The organism is Buttiauxella agrestis (assembly GCF_900446255.1).
Taxonomy (GTDB): Bacteria; Pseudomonadota; Gammaproteobacteria; order Enterobacterales; family Enterobacteriaceae; genus Buttiauxella; species Buttiauxella agrestis.
In genome coordinates, this window is the sequence record NZ_UIGI01000001.1 from 3,168,424 (window position 1) to 3,184,777 (window position 16,354).

At 53.3% G+C, this 16,354-nt stretch carries 14 protein-coding genes; 4 read left to right on the forward strand and 10 right to left on the reverse strand.

The window, feature by feature from the left end:
• Window positions 1-107: 107 nt before the first annotated feature.
• Window positions 108-482, forward strand: a complete 375-nt coding sequence (locus tag DY231_RS15085) for a MysB family protein (protein WP_034494480.1) — start codon at window positions 108-110, stop codon at window positions 480-482.
• 3 nt (window positions 483-485) lie between these two features.
• On the opposite strand, the gene DY231_RS15090 is transcribed toward DY231_RS15085, so the two are convergent.
• The 3 genes from DY231_RS15090 to mdoG form a co-directional block, all read right to left on the reverse strand.
• Window positions 486-704, reverse strand: a complete 219-nt coding sequence (locus DY231_RS15090; protein ID WP_115629617.1) for a YceK/YidQ family lipoprotein — start codon at window positions 702-704, stop codon at window positions 486-488.
• A gap of 110 nt (window positions 705-814) precedes the next feature.
• Window positions 815-3,346, reverse strand: coding sequence for a glucans biosynthesis glucosyltransferase MdoH (mdoH, locus tag DY231_RS15095; protein ID WP_115629619.1), 2,532 nt, complete (start codon window positions 3,344-3,346; stop codon window positions 815-817).
• Window positions 3,339-4,874, reverse strand: a complete 1,536-nt coding sequence (gene mdoG / locus DY231_RS15100; RefSeq protein ID WP_115631858.1) for a glucans biosynthesis protein MdoG — start codon at window positions 4,872-4,874, stop codon at window positions 3,339-3,341. The genes mdoH and mdoG overlap by 8 nt, the downstream gene beginning before the upstream one ends.
• 294 nt (window positions 4,875-5,168) lie before the next feature.
• Between mdoG and mdoC the strand changes: the two genes are divergently transcribed.
• A complete protein-coding gene (gene mdoC, locus DY231_RS15105) occupies window positions 5,169-6,323 on the forward strand; it encodes a glucans biosynthesis protein MdoC (protein WP_115629621.1) in 1,155 nt (384 codons plus the stop codon).
• On the opposite strand, the gene DY231_RS15110 is transcribed toward mdoC, so the two are convergent.
• Window positions 6,304-7,791 carry a phospholipase D family protein gene (locus DY231_RS15110; protein WP_147295650.1) on the reverse strand — a complete coding sequence of 496 codons (1,488 nt, stop codon included), beginning with the start codon at window positions 7,789-7,791 and terminating at the stop codon, window positions 6,304-6,306. The two genes, mdoC and DY231_RS15110, sit on opposite strands and share 20 nt — an antisense overlap.
• Window positions 7,742-8,266 carry an O-acetyl-ADP-ribose deacetylase gene (gene ymdB / locus DY231_RS15115; protein ID WP_115629623.1) on the reverse strand — a complete coding sequence of 175 codons (525 nt, stop codon included), beginning with the start codon at window positions 8,264-8,266 and terminating at the stop codon, window positions 7,742-7,744. Before ymdB ends, DY231_RS15110 begins: the two co-directional genes overlap by 50 nt.
• 146 nt (window positions 8,267-8,412) lie before the next feature.
• Here ymdB and adiC point away from each other — a divergent pair, with 146 nt between their 5' ends.
• Together adiC and DY231_RS15125 are read left to right on the forward strand one after the other, a co-directional pair.
• Window positions 8,413-9,744, forward strand: coding sequence for an arginine/agmatine antiporter (adiC, locus tag DY231_RS15120; RefSeq protein WP_115629625.1), 1,332 nt, complete (start codon window positions 8,413-8,415; stop codon window positions 9,742-9,744).
• 12 nt (window positions 9,745-9,756) lie between these two features.
• A complete protein-coding gene (locus DY231_RS15125) occupies window positions 9,757-12,060 on the forward strand; it encodes an Orn/Lys/Arg family decarboxylase (RefSeq protein WP_115629627.1) in 2,304 nt (767 codons plus the stop codon).
• A gap of 45 nt (window positions 12,061-12,105) precedes the next feature.
• Here DY231_RS15125 and DY231_RS15130 read toward each other — a convergent pair whose 3' ends face one another.
• From DY231_RS15130 to DY231_RS15150, 5 genes are read right to left on the reverse strand one after another with little or no spacing between them, the layout of a single operon-like run.
• A complete protein-coding gene (locus DY231_RS15130; RefSeq protein ID WP_115629629.1) occupies window positions 12,106-12,765 on the reverse strand; it encodes a 4'-phosphopantetheinyl transferase superfamily protein in 660 nt (219 codons plus the stop codon).
• Window positions 12,756-13,985, reverse strand: a complete 1,230-nt coding sequence (locus DY231_RS15135; protein WP_115629631.1) for a beta-ketoacyl-ACP synthase — start codon at window positions 13,983-13,985, stop codon at window positions 12,756-12,758. The genes DY231_RS15130 and DY231_RS15135 overlap by 10 nt, the downstream gene beginning before the upstream one ends.
• Entirely contained in the window at window positions 13,982-14,713 is a 732-nt protein-coding gene (locus DY231_RS15140; RefSeq protein ID WP_115629633.1) for a 3-ketoacyl-ACP reductase FabG2, read from the reverse strand. The genes DY231_RS15135 and DY231_RS15140 overlap by 4 nt, the downstream gene beginning before the upstream one ends.
• 15 nt (window positions 14,714-14,728) lie before the next feature.
• Complete coding sequence (locus tag DY231_RS15145; protein WP_115629635.1) at window positions 14,729-15,187, reverse strand: hotdog family protein; 459 nt, start codon at window positions 15,185-15,187, stop codon at window positions 14,729-14,731.
• A complete protein-coding gene (locus DY231_RS15150) occupies window positions 15,180-16,352 on the reverse strand; it encodes a beta-ketoacyl-[acyl-carrier-protein] synthase family protein (RefSeq protein ID WP_115629637.1) in 1,173 nt (390 codons plus the stop codon). Before DY231_RS15150 ends, DY231_RS15145 begins: the two co-directional genes overlap by 8 nt.
• Window positions 16,353-16,354: the final 2 nt, after the last annotated feature.

Genomic DNA, 16,354 nt, shown 5'->3' on the forward strand with positions numbered 1-16,354 from the left:
TACGACGAGGATTAAATCTCATACTTGCAACTTTGCAAACAGCGTCAACAATTAACTTGAAAATGCGCTGTAGCGCGCTCCCTGACCAGTAACAAAAGGAGATGAGTATGAGTCTGTATGCGACGCTAGAAGAGGCGATTGATGCCGCACGCGAGCTTTTCCTTGTAGACAACCCTGAGCTTGATGAAGAGAGTGCCAGCGTTTCGCAGCTGAACATTCAGAAATACATTCTTCAGGACGGCGATATTATGTGGCAGGCCGAGTTCTTCGCTGATGACAGCGAGGATGGGGAATGTTTGCCGATGGTCAGCGGTGAGGCTGCGCAAAGTGTCTTCGATGGTGACTACGATGAAATCGAGTTACGTCAGGAATGGATTGAAGAAAATACGCTACATGAATGGGATGAAGGTGAATTTCAACTTGAGCCGCCTCTGGATACCGAGGAAGGGCAGACTGCGGCTGATGAATGGGATGAAAGATAACACCTATTCGTAAGGCCCGTGGCTGGCATCAATGGGCAATAATAGCGTGTCGAATACCAGAGAAAACGGTAAATCGAGCACGGTAATATAGCGCCATGCGCTGTCACGCACATCCCACTGCACACCGGGGTAATACTGATTACCATGTCCCTGCCCCGGAACTGCACGGCTGATAATACTGCCGCAACCGCTCAGTGCGCACGCCATCGCTATCACAACCATCACTCTTAACAAATTGTCTCTCCTGTTTTTCCGGCTGAGTATAACCGCCGTCGGCCTGAGCGCAAAAAAATGCCGACCCGAAGGTCGGCATTGATAACGCGTATTGCGCATTACTTCGTCGGCAGAGCCTCAGGGTTCAGGCTCACCGTTTTGTAGCTATCCACCCAGGAGGAATAACGCTCCGGGTTCGACCACACGCGATAATGCAGGCGAGACATCGTTACCGGATCGCTTAACAACACCAGACGACGGTCGCGATTGAGTTTATCAGGCGTTTCGTTCAGCGCCTGCTCAACGTGACGGTCACGGGCGATTTCCAGCACCTGGCTTGCGCGGTGACGCGCAGTGGCCATGGCGGTTGCCAAAGCATTAAACGACGGGTTAAACACTGCGTGCATAAAGCCATCATCCAGCGTACGGCTGCGGTTAAGCTTCAGGTAGTTGTCCGTATCCACCAGCACCTGCGGAGGAGAATACTCTTCCGGGATCAGGAACAGTTTCCAGCGCTTGGTACGCAAACCGAGTGTCGCGCGGCTCGACAGCACCGAAACAAACGGCGACAGGATCAGCGAGAACACGATTGGCGCAAGCCAGAACAGGAAGCGTAAATCCAGCCACGCCATTCCCACTGCCCATACCAGACCCAACAGAAGCTGAGAACCGTGGCGCATAAACGCTTCGCCCCATGGTGTGGAGTCATCATCACGCTGCGGTGAATTCCATACCACTTCCCAACCGAGGAACGCGCTGACCACAAATACGGTGTGGAACAGCATGCGCACCGGAGCCAGCAGCACTGAGAACAGCACTTCAAGCAACAGAGACGCCGTTACGCGGAAGAAGCCACCGAACTCTTTCGAGCCTTTGCACCAAATCAAAATGATGCTCAGTAGCTTCGGCAGGAACAGCAACACCATGGTCGAAGCAAACAGTGCGATCGCCAACTCCGGACGCCACTGCGGCCACACCGGGAACAACTGGCGCGGTTGCAGGAAGTATTGCGGTTCCGTCAGCGCGTGTACCACCTGCAAGGCAGTCGATAACGCGAGGAACATAAACCACAACGGCGCGGACAAATACGACATTACGCCAGTCAGGAATACCGCACGGTGAACCGGGTGCATGCCTTTTACCAGGAACAGACGGAAGTTCATCAAGTTACCGTGGCACCAACGGCGGTCACGCTTGAGTTCGTCCAACAAGTTCGGTGGCAGTTCTTCATAAGAACCCGGCAAGTCATAGGCAATCCACACGCCCCAACCTGCACGGCGCATCAAAGCGGCTTCGACGAAGTCATGCGACAGGATGGAACCGGCGAATGAACCTTCACCTGGCAGCGGTGCTAACGCACAGTGCTCGATGAACGGCTTAACGCGGATGATCGCATTGTGACCCCAGTAGTGGGATTCTCCCAACTGCCAGAAGTGCAGACCCGCCGTAAACAGTGGCCCGTAAACGCGTGTCGCAAACTGCTGGCAACGCGCATACAGGGTGTCCATGCCAGACGCTTTAGGTGAAGACTGAATAATGCCCGCATTCGGGTTAGCATTCATCAGGCGCACCAGGTTGGTCAGGCAATCACCACTCATTACGGAGTCAGCATCCAACACCACCATGTAGCTGTATTGGTTGCCCCAGCGACGACAGAAGTCATCGATGTTGCCACTTTTACGCTTCACGCGGCGGCGGCGACGGCGATAGAAAATCTGCCCTTCGCCCTGCACTTCTTTGATCAGCTCCATCCAGGCTTTTTGCTCGGCAACACAGATATCCGGGTTGTAGCTATCGCTCAGGATGTAAACGTCAAAGTGCTGCTGTTGGCCCGTTGCTTTTACCGATTCCCACGTTGCACGCAGACCTGCAAAAACACGGTCTACGTCTTCGTTACAGATTGGCATGATAAGCGCGGTACGGTTCGCCGGATCAATAGGCTCATCGCCGACGGTTGAAGCAGAGATACTGTATTTATCTTTGCCCATCAGCAGTTGCAGGAAGCCCATCAGCGCGGTCCAGAAACCGGCTGATACCCAACAGAACAGAATCGCAAACAGGATCAAGATGCCGGTTTGCAACACGTACGGCAGCAGTTGCATGAAGGACACCCACAAATCCTGGCCGATCATATCGGAAGGATTAATCAGCGCCCAACCCTGGTAGGGAAGAATGGTCTTCATGTACCAGGTTGCAACCACAGTCTGAGCAATGGTCAGCAGCAACAGGATGTAACGGCGGATAGTCCCGACGGTACGCCATTTCTGCTCGGCTTCAGCCTCTTCTTTCGACATGTAGCGAGGGTTAACTTCACGCCCACGTAAACGGTCCCAGAAACGACCAATCGGGTTAGTGCGCCACGGATCGGGGAACATAGAAGAACGCGTTGCTTTTGGCATCGCCTGCAACTGAGTGCGCCCTTCTTCATCCTCGATCAGCTGTTCACCACCGAGCGATCCAGGCCAGCTCATTTCGAGCCGGGCCTTTACCGAAGCTAAAGGGGAATCATCAGCTCTTTCACAGTGGTGCCCTTGCGCGTCGAGCGCCTCGTGCACCGCTTGCAGACTCGATGCAGGAAGCGCCGCCTTCTGCTCAGCAGAAAGCGCAAGTGCATCAATGTAATCAGACGCAGTATCAGTAATCTTATTCATTGGCAGGTAGCTGGTAGCTCCAGGTTTCGCTCAACGTTTGGTCACCATTGACCAGCGCTGCACGCATTTCAGTCGGCTTCTTGTCGTCTTTGACTTTCACACGTACGGTCAAACGCCAGCCTTTAGTGACCGGGTTATAACGTACCTGGCTGTCAACAATTTCACCGTTGTCACCAATGCTGGTTTGCGCGGTTACCGGCGTATCTTGCGGCAATTTTTTCATGTCCGCACCGATATAATCCACAACAAACGCAATCGTGCCGTCAGGCTGACGAATCAGATTTGACTGTTTCACATCACCTGTTGAGCGACGAGTCTGCGCAACGTATGCGTTATCAGGCGCATGCATTTTGTCTTCGTCACGACTAAAGGTAATGGTGTACTTAAAGTTCATCTCTTTGCCTGGTTCCGGCAGTTGATCCGGTGTCCAGTAAGCAACGATGTTGTCGTTGGTTTCGTCATTGGTTGGGATTTCCACCAGCTCGACGCGACCTTTACCCCAATCACCTTGTGGCGCAACCCAGGCACTTGGGCGCTGATCGTAACGATCGTCTAAATCTTCAAAGCGAGAGAACTGACGGCCACGTTGCAGCAAACCGAATCCAACTGGGTTTTCTGTCGCAAACGAGCTGACAGCCAGGTGTTTCGGGTTGTTCAACGGACGCCAAATCCACTCACCGTTTCCAGCATGAATAGACAGACCGTTGGAGTCATGCAATTCAGGACGGAAGTTCGTAGCAGGTGACGGCTGGTTTGGCCCAAACAGGAACATACTGGTCAATGGTGCCACGCCCAGTTTGCCGACTTTATCGCGCAGATAAACTTTCGACTGCACGTTAACGACGGTGTCACGCCCTGGGGTAATCACAAAGCGATACGCACCCGTTGCACGTGGGGAGTCGAGCAACGCATAAAGGGTCAGCGTTTTATCGCCAGCTTTCGGGCGTTCAATCCAGTATTCACGGAAACGTGGGAACTCTTCGCCAGAAGGCAAAGCAGTATCAATTGCCAAACCACGAGCAGACAGGCCATAAACCTGACCTGAGCCAATCACACGGAAATAACTCGCTCCGAGCATGCTGACAATTTCGTCGTTCTTATCTTTGCTGTTGATCGGATAGAGCACTTTGAACCCGGCAAAGCCGAGATCTTTCACGGTGTCTTTATCGTGTTTTACATTACCGAAATTAAAGTAATCCGGGTTGTACTTGATCTTATGAACCGCTGTTGCTGTCACTTCATTGATAGCAACCGGGGTGTCGAAGTACATACCCTGATGATAAAATTCAAGCTTAAATGGGGTCTTTAACTTGCTCCAGTAGGCTTTGTCATGATTGAACTGGATCTGCTGATAGTCCGCATATTTCATGTCGCGGAAGAGCGATGGCAGATTGCTTTTCGGTGCTTCGTAGCTTTTGCCCGCTAATGTTTTCGCTTGTTTTGCGACATCATCGATGGTGAAGGCCCAAACCGAGGTGGTATAAAGTGACAGCATTACAGCGGCACCAAGCCCACACATTTTCATCATTTTTAGTTTATGTTTCATATTAACCAGCACATCCCCCTTTGTGTGCTTAAATCAATCCAATCCATTTTAATGGAAACTTCTGCTTTCCGACAACCAATTACCCGCATTGTTCAGCGCGCCGGCTCAGCCTTTAAGCAAAAAAAGACAACTGCTTACGCTTTCAGAGTGCATCCAGGAGACAGGATGTCACGGTTAGTGTAGGGTTGCCACGGAATTGATACCGTTCGGGACTTCAAGCCTATTGGGATATGTTCTTAAGGATAAGGCGATTCGTCCGATAATGTCTGGAGTATTATGAGTAAAGCACCACAGCAACGCGAGTTTTTCCTGGATTCAATTCGGGCCTGGTTAATGCTTTTAGGCATCCCGTTCCACATCTCGCTCATCTATTCAAGCCACCAATGGCACGTCAACAGCGCCGAAGCCTCATGGGGATTAACCCTTTTCAATGACTTTATTCACGCCTTCCGCATGCAGGTGTTTTTCGTCATTTCAGGCTATTTCTCTTACATGCTTTTTTTGCGCTACCCGCTTAAACGCTGGTGGAAAGTGCGCGTGGAGCGTGTTGGTATCCCGATGTTAACCGCCATTCCGCTGCTCACTCTGCCGCAATTTTTAATGCTGCAACACGTGAATGATAAAGCCAAAAATTGGCCGGGCCTGACCCCTTACGAAAAGTACAACACGCTGGTTTGGGAACTGGTTTCTCACCTGTGGTTTTTATTAGTGATGGTCGTGCTGACTACCGTTTGTTTATTTTTGTTTCAACAAATGAAAAAACGTCTGGCTGAGGCATCAGAAAATAATCAATCCGCCATCACTTTAGGAAAGCTCTCAATCGCGTTTCTGGGATTCGGTATTTTATACGGCGCCATTCGCCGCACGATTTTTATTATTTATTCGCCAATTTTAAGCGATGGTTTATTTAATTTCGTGGTGATGCAAACGCTGTTTTACCTGCCGTTCTTTATGCTCGGCGCGTTAGTGTTTGTGCGCCCCCAGCTGAAAGCGCTGTTCACTACCCCTTCGCGATGGTGCGCGGTGGGCGCAGCACTCGCCTTTGTCGCCTACTTACTCAATCAGCGTTATGGCAGCGGCGATGCGTGGATGTATGAAACAGAAAGCGTTATTACGATGGTGATGGGCTTGTGGATGGTTAATGTGGTGTTTTCACTTGGCCATAAATTGCTGAACTTCCAGTCAAAGCGCGTCACCTATTTCGTCAATGCCTCGCTTTTTATTTATCTGGTGCACCATCCGTTAACGCTGTTTTTCGGCGCGTACATCACGCCGCACATTCATTCGAACGCGTTGGGCTTTATTACCGGGCTAATTTTTGTCGTGGGAATTGCCGTCGTGCTTTATGAAATCCACCTGCGAATTCCCTTGCTGCGCTTCTTGTTCTCCGGCAAACCGCAGAACGTCGCGGTTAAAGTAACCACTCAATAGGTAGACGATAAACCAATCTCACCAACACCCGCTGCCAAAAGCGGGTGTGCGGTTCCTTCTTCCAGACAAACTCTTTGCCATCGCTAGTTTCAACCCAATTTACCCTTCCCCAGCGATCTAAACGCAGCGCCCATGCAGCTTCTTTCTGGCTTTGGGTAAAACGTTGGTGAATATTTTTCGCCAGCGCCTCGCTTTCAATCACAAAACCCATTTCGGTATTGAGCATCGCAGAGCGCGGGTCAAAATTAAACGAGCCGATAAACACTTTTTGCTTATCGACGCTGAAGGTTTTGGCATGCAGGCTGGAACCTGAATTACCGGTCAAGCCACGGTCACGCAGCCTGCGGGGGTTATCATTTTCAGGCTTTAATTCATAAAGTTCGACGCCGTGGCGCAGGAGCTTTTTTCGCCAGCGTGCATATCCCGCATGCACGACAGCAACATCGTTGGCGGCCAGCGAATTCGTCAGAATCGCGATTTTCACCCCTTTGCGCACCAGCCCCAATATTTGCGCTACCCCGGCGCGAGTAGGCACGAAATAGGCGGAAATAATGTCTATTTCCTGCTCCGGCATACCTATCACATTCATCAGGCGCTGGGGTAATAGCGTGTGGTTACGCGCCCTTCCCTGCCCTTTACGCGGGTCATCGCTCAGTAAACGCGTCTTCGCCCAGTACATTTCAAGGGTTCGGGAAACCAGGTTAGTCGCAAACTGGCTGGTTGTGAGTCGATCAAGGTAGCGTCGCGCCTTCGGGTCATCACGCCAGTCGTCAGGAAGCTGCACACGGTTATGCAAAACATCGGGGTCCACATCCAACACTTTTTCCAGCGTCGAGACACACTGACTGTTCCAGTAGCGTTCAAAATCCTGGCTCACCTCACCGACGACCGGGCCGATAGCCAACACGTCTAAGTCTGAAAATAGCGGTTGTTTACCCACGCCAAAGTAGGCATCACCCACATTGCGGCCACCGATAATCGTCGTTTCGCCGTCAACGGTGAAAGACTTATTGTGCATTCGGCGGTTGAGCCGGGCAAAATCCGTCAGATAACCGATGGCGCGAAACAGGCGAAATGAAAAGGGATTAAACAGGCGGACTTCGATCTGCGGATGAGAATTGAGTAATTTTAAAATGTCATCCAGACCATTGGTGTTGTTATCGTCGAGCAACAGGCGAACTTTCACGCCGCGCTCTGCCGCCGCCAGTAACGCGCTAAATAACAGCCGCCCCGACATATCGTCCTGCCAGATGTAGTATTGGATATCGAGGGTTTTCTCCGCCATACCGCACAGTAAATAACGTGCTGCAAATGCGTCGAGGCTATCGGCAAGCGGATGGATACCGCTCAGGCCGGGGTGTTCCGCAAGCGTGGGTGTGATCGCCTTTCCCAGGCGTGTACCGTGATGATTTTTCACGTCAAAGCTGGGCAAGACGTTGTTGATAAATACGGGTATTTTCGTCGTCAAAACAGACAAAAATCACCTGCTCAGGCAACGGACGCAGGCCGATATAACGATAAACGGTATCGATGGCTATTTTTGCGGCCTCATCTTTAGGGTAGCCGTAGGCGCCGGTGCTGATCGCAGGAAAAGCAATCGTGCGATAACCATTGGCAGCCGCTAAGTCCAGGCAGTTGCGATAGGTTTGCTCAAGCAATTCAGCCTCATTTTTCTCGCCGCCGTGCCACACGGGGCCAACGGCATGAATGACGGCTTTAACAGGAATATTTCCGGCTTCAGTAATCACCGCATGGCCGGGCGCGCACTCGCCTTGTTGCTGAACGATCACTTTACAGGCAGCCAATAACGCCGGACCTGCCGCGTGATGAATCGCCCCATCAACTCCGCCGCCCCCCATCAGGGATGAATTCGCCGCATTGACAATCACATCAACCTCGGCGCGGGTGATATCACCTTGTATCACCGACATTCTTTCACTCATTGGGAAATCTCCAGTTAGTCTTTGATAGTAGTCTAAACTTACCGAACAGCAGACGTATATCACTTCCTAAGGATTTATCACCTTCATCTATCCCAGCTTTTTTCTCGTTAACTACAACAAAGTTTCTTCCTTTCAGGAGAGTTTCTATGGCTAGTGAAGCGCAAAAAGTCGGGCTAGTCCCGGTGATGCTTATGGTGGCAGGGAATATTATGGGGTCGGGTGTTTTCTTACTCCCGGCAAACCTGGCAGCAACGGGAGGGATTGCTATCTTTGGCTGGATGGTGACGATAGTTGGCGCAATATCGTTATCTATGGTGTACGCCAAAATGTCCTCGCTCGATGACAGCCCCGGCGGTTCCTACGCCTACGCGCGTCGGGCGTTTGGCCCCTTCCTCGGCTATCAAACCAACCTGCTTTACTGGCTGGCGTGCTGGATTGGTAACGTCGCGATGGTGGTGATTGGTGTCGGTTATCTCAGTTACTTTTTCCCGATGTTAAATCAGCCGTGGCCGTTGACCGTCACCTGTATCGCTATTTTGTGGCTGTTCGTCGGGCTGAATATTATTGGCCCGAAAATGATCACCCGCGTGCAGGCGGTCGCCACGATTCTGGCGTTAATCCCGATTGTTGCCGTCGCCGTTCTGGGGTGGTTCTGGTTTAAAAGTGACACCTACATGGAAGCGTGGAACGTCAGCGGCAAAGGCACATTTGGCGCGATTCAAAGTACCTTGAGCGTCACGTTGTGGTCATTTATTGGTGTTGAGAGTGCGTCAGTCGCCGCCGCCGTAGTCAAAAACCCTAAACGCAACGTGCCGATTGCCACCATCGGCGGCGTACTCATCGCCGCGGTTTGTTATGTGCTCTCCAGTACCGCGATTATGGGCATGATCCCCAACGCCGCACTCAAAGTCTCCGCCTCACCGTTCGGCGATGCCGCGCGCATGGCGATGGGGCCAACGGCTGGCGCGATTGTTTCGTTTTGTGCCGCCGCCGGTTGTTTAGGTAGCCTCGGCGGGTGGACATTATTGGCAGGCCAAACGGCAAAAGCCGCTGCCGATGACGGATTATTTCCACCCATTTTTGCCAAAGTGAATAAAGACCAAACGCCCGTTGCGGGCCTGCTCATCGTCGGCGTGCTGATGACTATCTTCCAGCTTGCCAGTATCTCCCCTGATGCCACTTCGCAGTTCGCCGTGGTTTCCTCGGTCTCGGTCATCTTTACCCTGGTACCCTACATTTATACCTGTGCGGCGTTAATGCTGGTCGGTCAGGGGCATATGGGTAATCAACGTCTGCCATTCCTGTTTATTACGCTGATTGCTTTTGTTTACTGCATTTGGGCGGTGGTCGGTTCGGGCGCGACAGAAGTGATGTGGTCGTTCGTTGCCATCATGGTGATTACCGCGATGTACACCGTGAACTATAACCGTCGCCATAAAAACCCCTACCCGCTGGATAAACCCGTGGCTAACGATTAACTGGAGCTGGATATGCTTGATTTAGGCACGCATCAAAAACGCAAAATTCTGGTGGTCGACAGCAGTATTCAGGACGTGAACACCGCCAACGGACGGGCAGTGGCAGAGCTTATCGAAGCGCTGGAAGAAAATAACTTTGCCGTGATTTCAGCGGCAACCTTTGAGGATGGCGTCGCGACGGTGACGTCCGATGCCTCATTGTGCTGCATCTTTGTTGACTGGACCTCCGGCGGCAATGACGACGAATCCCACAGCCAGGCGTTCGCACTGCTGCAAACCATTCGGCGGCGCAATAAAAGTGTTCCGGTGCTGTTAATGGCGGAACATTCGTGCGTCGATACGTTGACGCTTGACTCCATGCGGCTGGTAAATGAGTTCGTCTGGATGCACGAAGACACTGCCGAATTTATTGCCGCGCGCGCCCGCTCTCTGATTCAGCGCTATTACCAGCAATTGCTGCCGCCTTTTACTCGCGCGTTGTTTAACTACACGCTGGAAAACCCGGAATATTCATGGGCCGCACCGGGCCACCAGGGCGGCGTGGCGTTTACCAAATCGGCGGTCGGACGTGAATTTCTCGATTTCTTCGGCGAGAATTTATTCCGCACCGATACCGGTATCGAACGCGCCGCCATGGGGTCATTGCTCGACCACAGCGGGCCGATCAAAGCCTCGGAAACCTACGCTGCCGAAGTGTTTGGGGCGCATAAAAGCTATTCGGTGTTAAACGGTACTTCCGGCTCCAACCGCGCCATTATGCAGGCGGTAGTAGGCGAGCTTGAAATCGCGCTCTGCGACCGTAACTGCCATAAATCTATTGAACAAGGCTTAGTGATGACCGGGGCGCTGCCGGTTTATTTCGTGCCAACGCGTAACCGCTTCGGCATCATCGGCCCCATCCCGAAACGGCAATTCACGCCAGAAAGCATTCGGGCAGCGATTGACGCCAACCCGCTGAAACACGAAGTGGTGAGTGATAAACCCGTGTACGCGGTCGTCACCAACTGCACCTACGACGGTATGTGTTACCACGCCGAAGCGGCGCAAGAGCTACTGGCGCAAAGTGTCGATCAGATTCACTTTGATGAAGCCTGGTACGCCTACGCCCGCTTCAATCCGATGTACAAAAGCCGCTTTGCGATGCGTGGCGACCCGAAAGATTTCGACAGTAATGGGCCAACCGTTTTTGCCACTCACTCCACGCACAAGCTGCTGGCGGCTCTGTCGCAATCGTCTTACATCCACATTCGTAATGGCAAAAAACCGGTCGAGCATTCGCGCTTTAATGAGTCGTACATGCTGCAAGCCACCACCTCACCGCTGTATGCGATCATCGCCTCCAATGAAATTGGTGCAGCAATGATGGACGGAGGCCAGGGCGAAGCGTTGACGCAAGAGGTGATTGTCGAAGCAGTCGATTTTCGTCTCGCGCTGGCAAAAGTGCATGCGGCATTTGCCAAAAACAACGACTGGTTCTTCTCACCCTGGAACGCACCGACCATCACCGATGCTGCGGGAAATGAAGTGCCGTTTGTCAAAGCGTCACGCGAACAGCTCACCACCGACCCCGCTTGCTGGACGCTAAAACCAGGTGATAAATGGCACGGATTTGATCAACTCGAAGACGACTGGTGTTTGCTTGATCCTATCAAAGCCGGGATTTTAGCCCCTGGAATGGGCGATGACGGTAACCTGCTGGAGTCCGGCATTCCGGCGGCCATGGTCACGGCGTATCTTGGCGAGCGCGGTATTGTGCCGTCGCGCACCACCGATTTTATGGTGCTGTGCCTGTTCTCGATCGGCGTCACCAAGGGGAAATGGGGGACGTTGATCAACGTGTTGCTGGAGTTCAAAACCGACTACGACAACAACACGCCGCTCAAACGGTGCCTGCCGGACTTAATCAGCGCCGACGCGGCACGTTACGCAGGAATGGGGCTGAAAGACTTGTGCGATGAAATGTTTAACTACATGAAAACCAGCCAGATGGACAAACTGCAAGCCGAGGCGTTTGGCAATATTCCCGTTCCGGTGACGCGCCCGCGCATCGCCTTCCAGCAGCATATGGCGGGCAAAGCCGACCATTTACCTATCGACCAGTTACCCAACCGTATTTCGGCCGTGGGCGTGATTCCTTATCCACCGGGCATCCCGATTGTGATGCCGGGCGAAAGCTTCGGCGATGCCGATGACCCATGGTTGAAATACATACGCAGCATCGCGCAATGGGGCGAAAAATTCCCCGGTTTTGAGAAAGAACTGGAAGGGGCCGAACTGATAGACGGGGTTTATCACATTTGGGCGTTGAAGCAGTAAAAATGCTTTAAAAACCGGTGGATGACGCGGCACTTATCCACCCAACTAAATATTCTGAAACCGCATAGGTCGGAAGCCGCAGGCGACATCCGACAAAATCACAAGCTCCGCGCCAAAATTCGCGGGAAATGGCTGCTCGCCGCAACAAGCGATAAGCCGGTCTTCAACGGTAACGTGATGTAAAAAGCGGTCTGGCGGGCATAACGACTGGAGCGGCAAACGGAGCTGCTCCATTTGCCAGACCGTTCCCCCGCGCTGTTTAAGCACCGCTTCATGCGCCGTCCACAGCCGCCAGAACTGCGGGATGTGTTCCACTTCTGGCAAAGATTCCAGCCAGTCGCACAGGCTTGTGTCAAAGCTGTGGCGGGCAATTGCCATATAACGCGCTCGCGGGCGGATGATTTCAAGATCACAACCGACATCCCCTTCCCCCACCAGCACAGCGACACTTTCGCCGCTATTGCTGATATTAAATGCGGGCAACTGCGGGTGATACGGTTTACCTTGCGCGCCACGTTCCAGCAGAGGTAACGGGCCATTATTAAGCAGCATCGCCAGTAACACTCTGGCCGCGATCCACTCATCCCGGCGACGCCCGCCAGGCGCGTCCTGTCGCAATTCAGCCGCCAGCCAGCGCGTCGCCAGCGCATCATCTTTCATGTGGGTAACGTCACCCACCGCAAGGTGATAACCGTTTACTGCCAACGGCGCAGCACCAGAGAAGTGTTGATGCCACCGAAGGCGAAGTTATTGCTTTGCACAAATTCGGTGTCGATTTTTCGCGCTTCGCCGATGATGTAATCCAGTTCACCGCAGGCTTCATCAGGCGCAGTTAAATTCAGCGTTTCAGCAAACCAGCCTTCGCGCATCATTTCGATACTCATCCACGCTTCCAGCGCACCACAAGCCCCCAGCGTATGGCCGAGGTAACTTTTCAGCGATGAGATTGGTGTGCGAGCGCCGAAAACCGCCGCCGTAGCGTGGCTTTCAGCAATATCGCCGCGATCGGTGGCGGTGCCGTGAGCATTAATGTAGCCAATATCACTGGCCGTGAGTCCGGCTGAACGCAGGCCGCGCTCAATGCAGATTTGCATGGTTTCTTTCTGCGGCTGGGTAATATGTGCCGCATCACAGTTGGTGTGGAAACCCACAATCTCGGCGTAGATCGTCGCACCGCGCGCCAGAGCATGGTCAAGATCTTCGAGGATCAACGTGCCCGCACCTTCGCCAATCACCAGTCCATCACGCTGCTTATCAAACGGCGATGGCGTGGTGTGCGGCTGGTCGTTGCGCTGGCTGGTCGCAAATAGCGTGTCGAAAACCGCCGCTTCCGATGGGCATAACTCTTCTGCACCGCCCGCCACCATCACGGTCTGGTAGCCGTGACGAATCGCTTCCCACGCATAACCAATCGCCTGGCTGCCTGATGTACACGCACTTGAGGTGGGGATCACACGCCCGCGCAAACCAAAGAACAGCCCGGTGTTCACCGCAGCCGTGTGCGGCATCATCTGCACGTAAGTGGTGCCGGTGATATTGCGCGTGTGTTTTTCGGTCAGCATGGTGGCGAATTCGCTCACCGGGCCGGTGCTGCCGGTGGAAGAGCCGTAGGCAATGCCGGTTTCGCCGCTGGTTAAAATCGGGTCATCCAGCAAACCGGCCTGAATGAGCGCAAGCTCGGTTGCGCGAGTGGCAAGTAATGAAACGCGCCCCATCGCCCGAATGCGCTTGCGGGTGTAATGCTCAGGCAAAACAAAATTATCGACAGGAGCGCCGAGCATCGTGTTTAGCCCGTCGTAAATTTGCCATTCTGGCATCTGGCGCACGGCGTTTTTGCCGGATCTGAGTCCCGCCGCCACATCCTGCCAGTTTTCACCGAACGCAGTGACACCGCCCATTCCAGTCACTACAACACGCTTAATCACAGCATACCTCCATTAATGGAGATAACCTGGCGTGTCACATACCCCGCCACCGGGGACATCAAATAACGCGCAAGCCCAGCAACCTCTTCCGGCTGGCCCATACGCTGCAATGGAATCAGGCGCATCGCTTCGGTTAATGCGGCCTCTTCCATTTCAATCATGCCGGTGTCAATTAAGCCAGGCGCGATGCAGTTCACCGTGATTTTGCGCTTCGCAAGCTCAATGGCCAGCGCTTTGCTGGCACCCATAATGCCCGCTTTGGCGGCGCTGTAATTCACCTGCCCACGGTTGCCCATCAGACCTGAAACCGACGAGAGTGTGATAATTCGCCCACCCGCTCGCAGGCCAATCATCGGCATGACGCACGGCTGGATAACGTTATAAAAGCTGTCGAGATTGGTGCGAATGACGCCATCCCAATCATCATCGCTGAGTGCCGGGAACGCGCCATCACGAGTGATACCCGCGTTGTTCACCACGCCCCAATATGCACCGTGCTTTTCAATATCAGCTTCGATGACGCTGCGGCATTGTTCGCGCTCGGAGCTGTCAAATTGCATGACGCGACCTGTTCCGCCCTGAGCTTTAATCTCTTCAAGCGTTTGCTGTGCGCCCGCTTCGTCGCGATGGTAATGCACCACCACCGCAAATCCATCGGCGGCAAGCCCCAAAGCAATAGCCTTGCCAATTCCCTTACTGGCTCCGGTGATTAATACCGTTTGTGTCATCTTGCTGCCATCCCATTAAAATAATTGTTCTAATTCATTATTATCAGGCTGATACGTATTGACTCGCCCGCTCGCCAGTACGTTTCCGTCTGCACGAATTTGTCCTTCAAAACATCCAATTTTGTCATCACGCATGAGCAGCGTGACATGACAATCCAGCACCGCACCGTGGGCAAAAACACCTTCCGGGCAACGCAAACCCCGCCCGCCGAGCAGCATGCCCACACGGCTTGCTTCTTCGCCGTTGTTGTTGGAATGCCACCCAGACCAGACACCGACGGTTTGTGCCATCAGCTCAATGGCAAACCACCCCGGCAAATCCCCTTTTGCATCCAGAAACGGAGCCAGCACGCCGCTGTGGCTGACCGTCACGCGACAATGTGCGCTTTCTTGTTCCACCGCCACAACCGATTCGAGTAAGCACATGGGTGCTTCGTGCGGCAAATAGTGGTGCGGGGCAAGAAAATCAGTCATCGGAAACTCCTAAAATCAGACTGGCATTGTTGCCGCCAAAAGCAAATGAGTTCGACAACATGATGGGTTTAGAGAATGCCTGCGGCGCGGTGAGTAAACCACAGCCCGCGAGGGTCAAGTCTTGATGCGTATCACTGAAATCTTGCGCGGGTAACGGCAAATCACCTGCCAGCAATAAATAACACAGGGCGGCTTCACAAGCGCCTGCTGCACCTAACGTGTGGCCGGTCAGGTGTTTCGTCGAGCTGCAAGGGATACGCTCACCAAAAAGTTGATTCACCACTTTGGCTTCGATTTCGTCGTTCAGACGGGTGGCGGTGCCGTGCATATTAATATAGCCAATCTCATCCGCCGCGAGTTTTGCTTCCCGCAGCGCCATTTCAATGGCGCGAATCGCCCCGACACCTTCCGGGTGCGGAGCCGACATATGCCAGGCATCCGTCGATTCCCCTACCCCCAACAAACGCACTTTCCCCGGCTCCTGGGTGAGTAAAATCAAGACACCCGCTTCGCCGATGGAGATCCCGTTGCGCTCGGCGCTAAAGGGTTTGCAGCGCTCATTGCTCAATGATTCGAGGCTGCTAAAGCCGTTAATCGGCATTCGGCTTAATGTATCTGCACCGCCCACAATGGCGGCATCCACCATGCCTGACTCAATCAACCTTTTACCAGTGATGATCGCCCGCGCACTGGAGGAACAGGCGGTGGAAATCGTCAATGCCGGGCCAAATAATTGCAGATAGTCGCTGAGAAAACGCGACGGATCGCCCAATTCTTGCTGACCGTAACGATAAGAGTCAGGGGGATTTCCGCCGTGGCTGCCGCTCACCATTCGGTCGCCCTCATCCAGCCCTGAAGTGCTGGTTCCGAGAATCACCGCCACGCGAGAATCGCCGTATTTCGCTATTGCTTCATCCACCTGCGGGCGAATTTGCGCCAGCGCCGCCAACAACAGACGATTGTTACGGCTGTTGTACCGCGCCATTTCTTCTGGAATTTCTGGCAATTCACCCGTGACGCGTCCGACCCAACATTCGCCTTGTTGCAACCAGCCTTCAGTATCTGGCCCCATGCCGGGGGCAACGCCTGCCTGCAAATTTGCCGCGATATCTTCAAGGTTGTTGCCCAACGCATTAACCATGCCCACGGCCGAAAAAGTCATCATGA

What these genes read in the sequence shown, in the direction of transcription:
- DY231_RS15085 (WP_034494480.1), top strand. Translation starts at nt 108, where the DNA reads ATGAGTCTGTATGCGACGCTAGAAGAGGCGATTGATGCCGCACGCGAG.
- DY231_RS15090 (WP_115629617.1), bottom strand. Translation starts at nt 704, where the DNA reads ATGGTTGTGATAGCGATGGCGTGCGCACTGAGCGGTTGCGGCAGTATT.
- mdoH (WP_115629619.1), bottom strand. Translation starts at nt 3,346, where the DNA reads ATGAATAAGATTACTGATACTGCGTCTGATTACATTGATGCACTTGCG.
- mdoG (WP_115631858.1), bottom strand. Translation starts at nt 4,874, where the DNA reads ATGATGAAAATGTGTGGGCTTGGTGCCGCTGTAATGCTGTCACTTTAT.
- mdoC (WP_115629621.1), top strand. Translation starts at nt 5,169, where the DNA reads ATGAGTAAAGCACCACAGCAACGCGAGTTTTTCCTGGATTCAATTCGG.
- ymdB (WP_115629623.1), bottom strand. Translation starts at nt 8,266, where the DNA reads ATGAGTGAAAGAATGTCGGTGATACAAGGTGATATCACCCGCGCCGAG.
- adiC (WP_115629625.1), top strand. Translation starts at nt 8,413, where the DNA reads ATGGCTAGTGAAGCGCAAAAAGTCGGGCTAGTCCCGGTGATGCTTATG.
- DY231_RS15125 (WP_115629627.1), top strand. Translation starts at nt 9,757, where the DNA reads ATGCTTGATTTAGGCACGCATCAAAAACGCAAAATTCTGGTGGTCGAC.
- DY231_RS15140 (WP_115629633.1), bottom strand. Translation starts at nt 14,713, where the DNA reads ATGACACAAACGGTATTAATCACCGGAGCCAGTAAGGGAATTGGCAAG.
- DY231_RS15145 (WP_115629635.1), bottom strand. Translation starts at nt 15,187, where the DNA reads ATGACTGATTTTCTTGCCCCGCACCACTATTTGCCGCACGAAGCACCC.
- DY231_RS15150 (WP_115629637.1), bottom strand. Translation starts at nt 16,352, where the DNA reads ATGATGACTTTTTCGGCCGTGGGCATGGTTAATGCGTTGGGCAACAAC.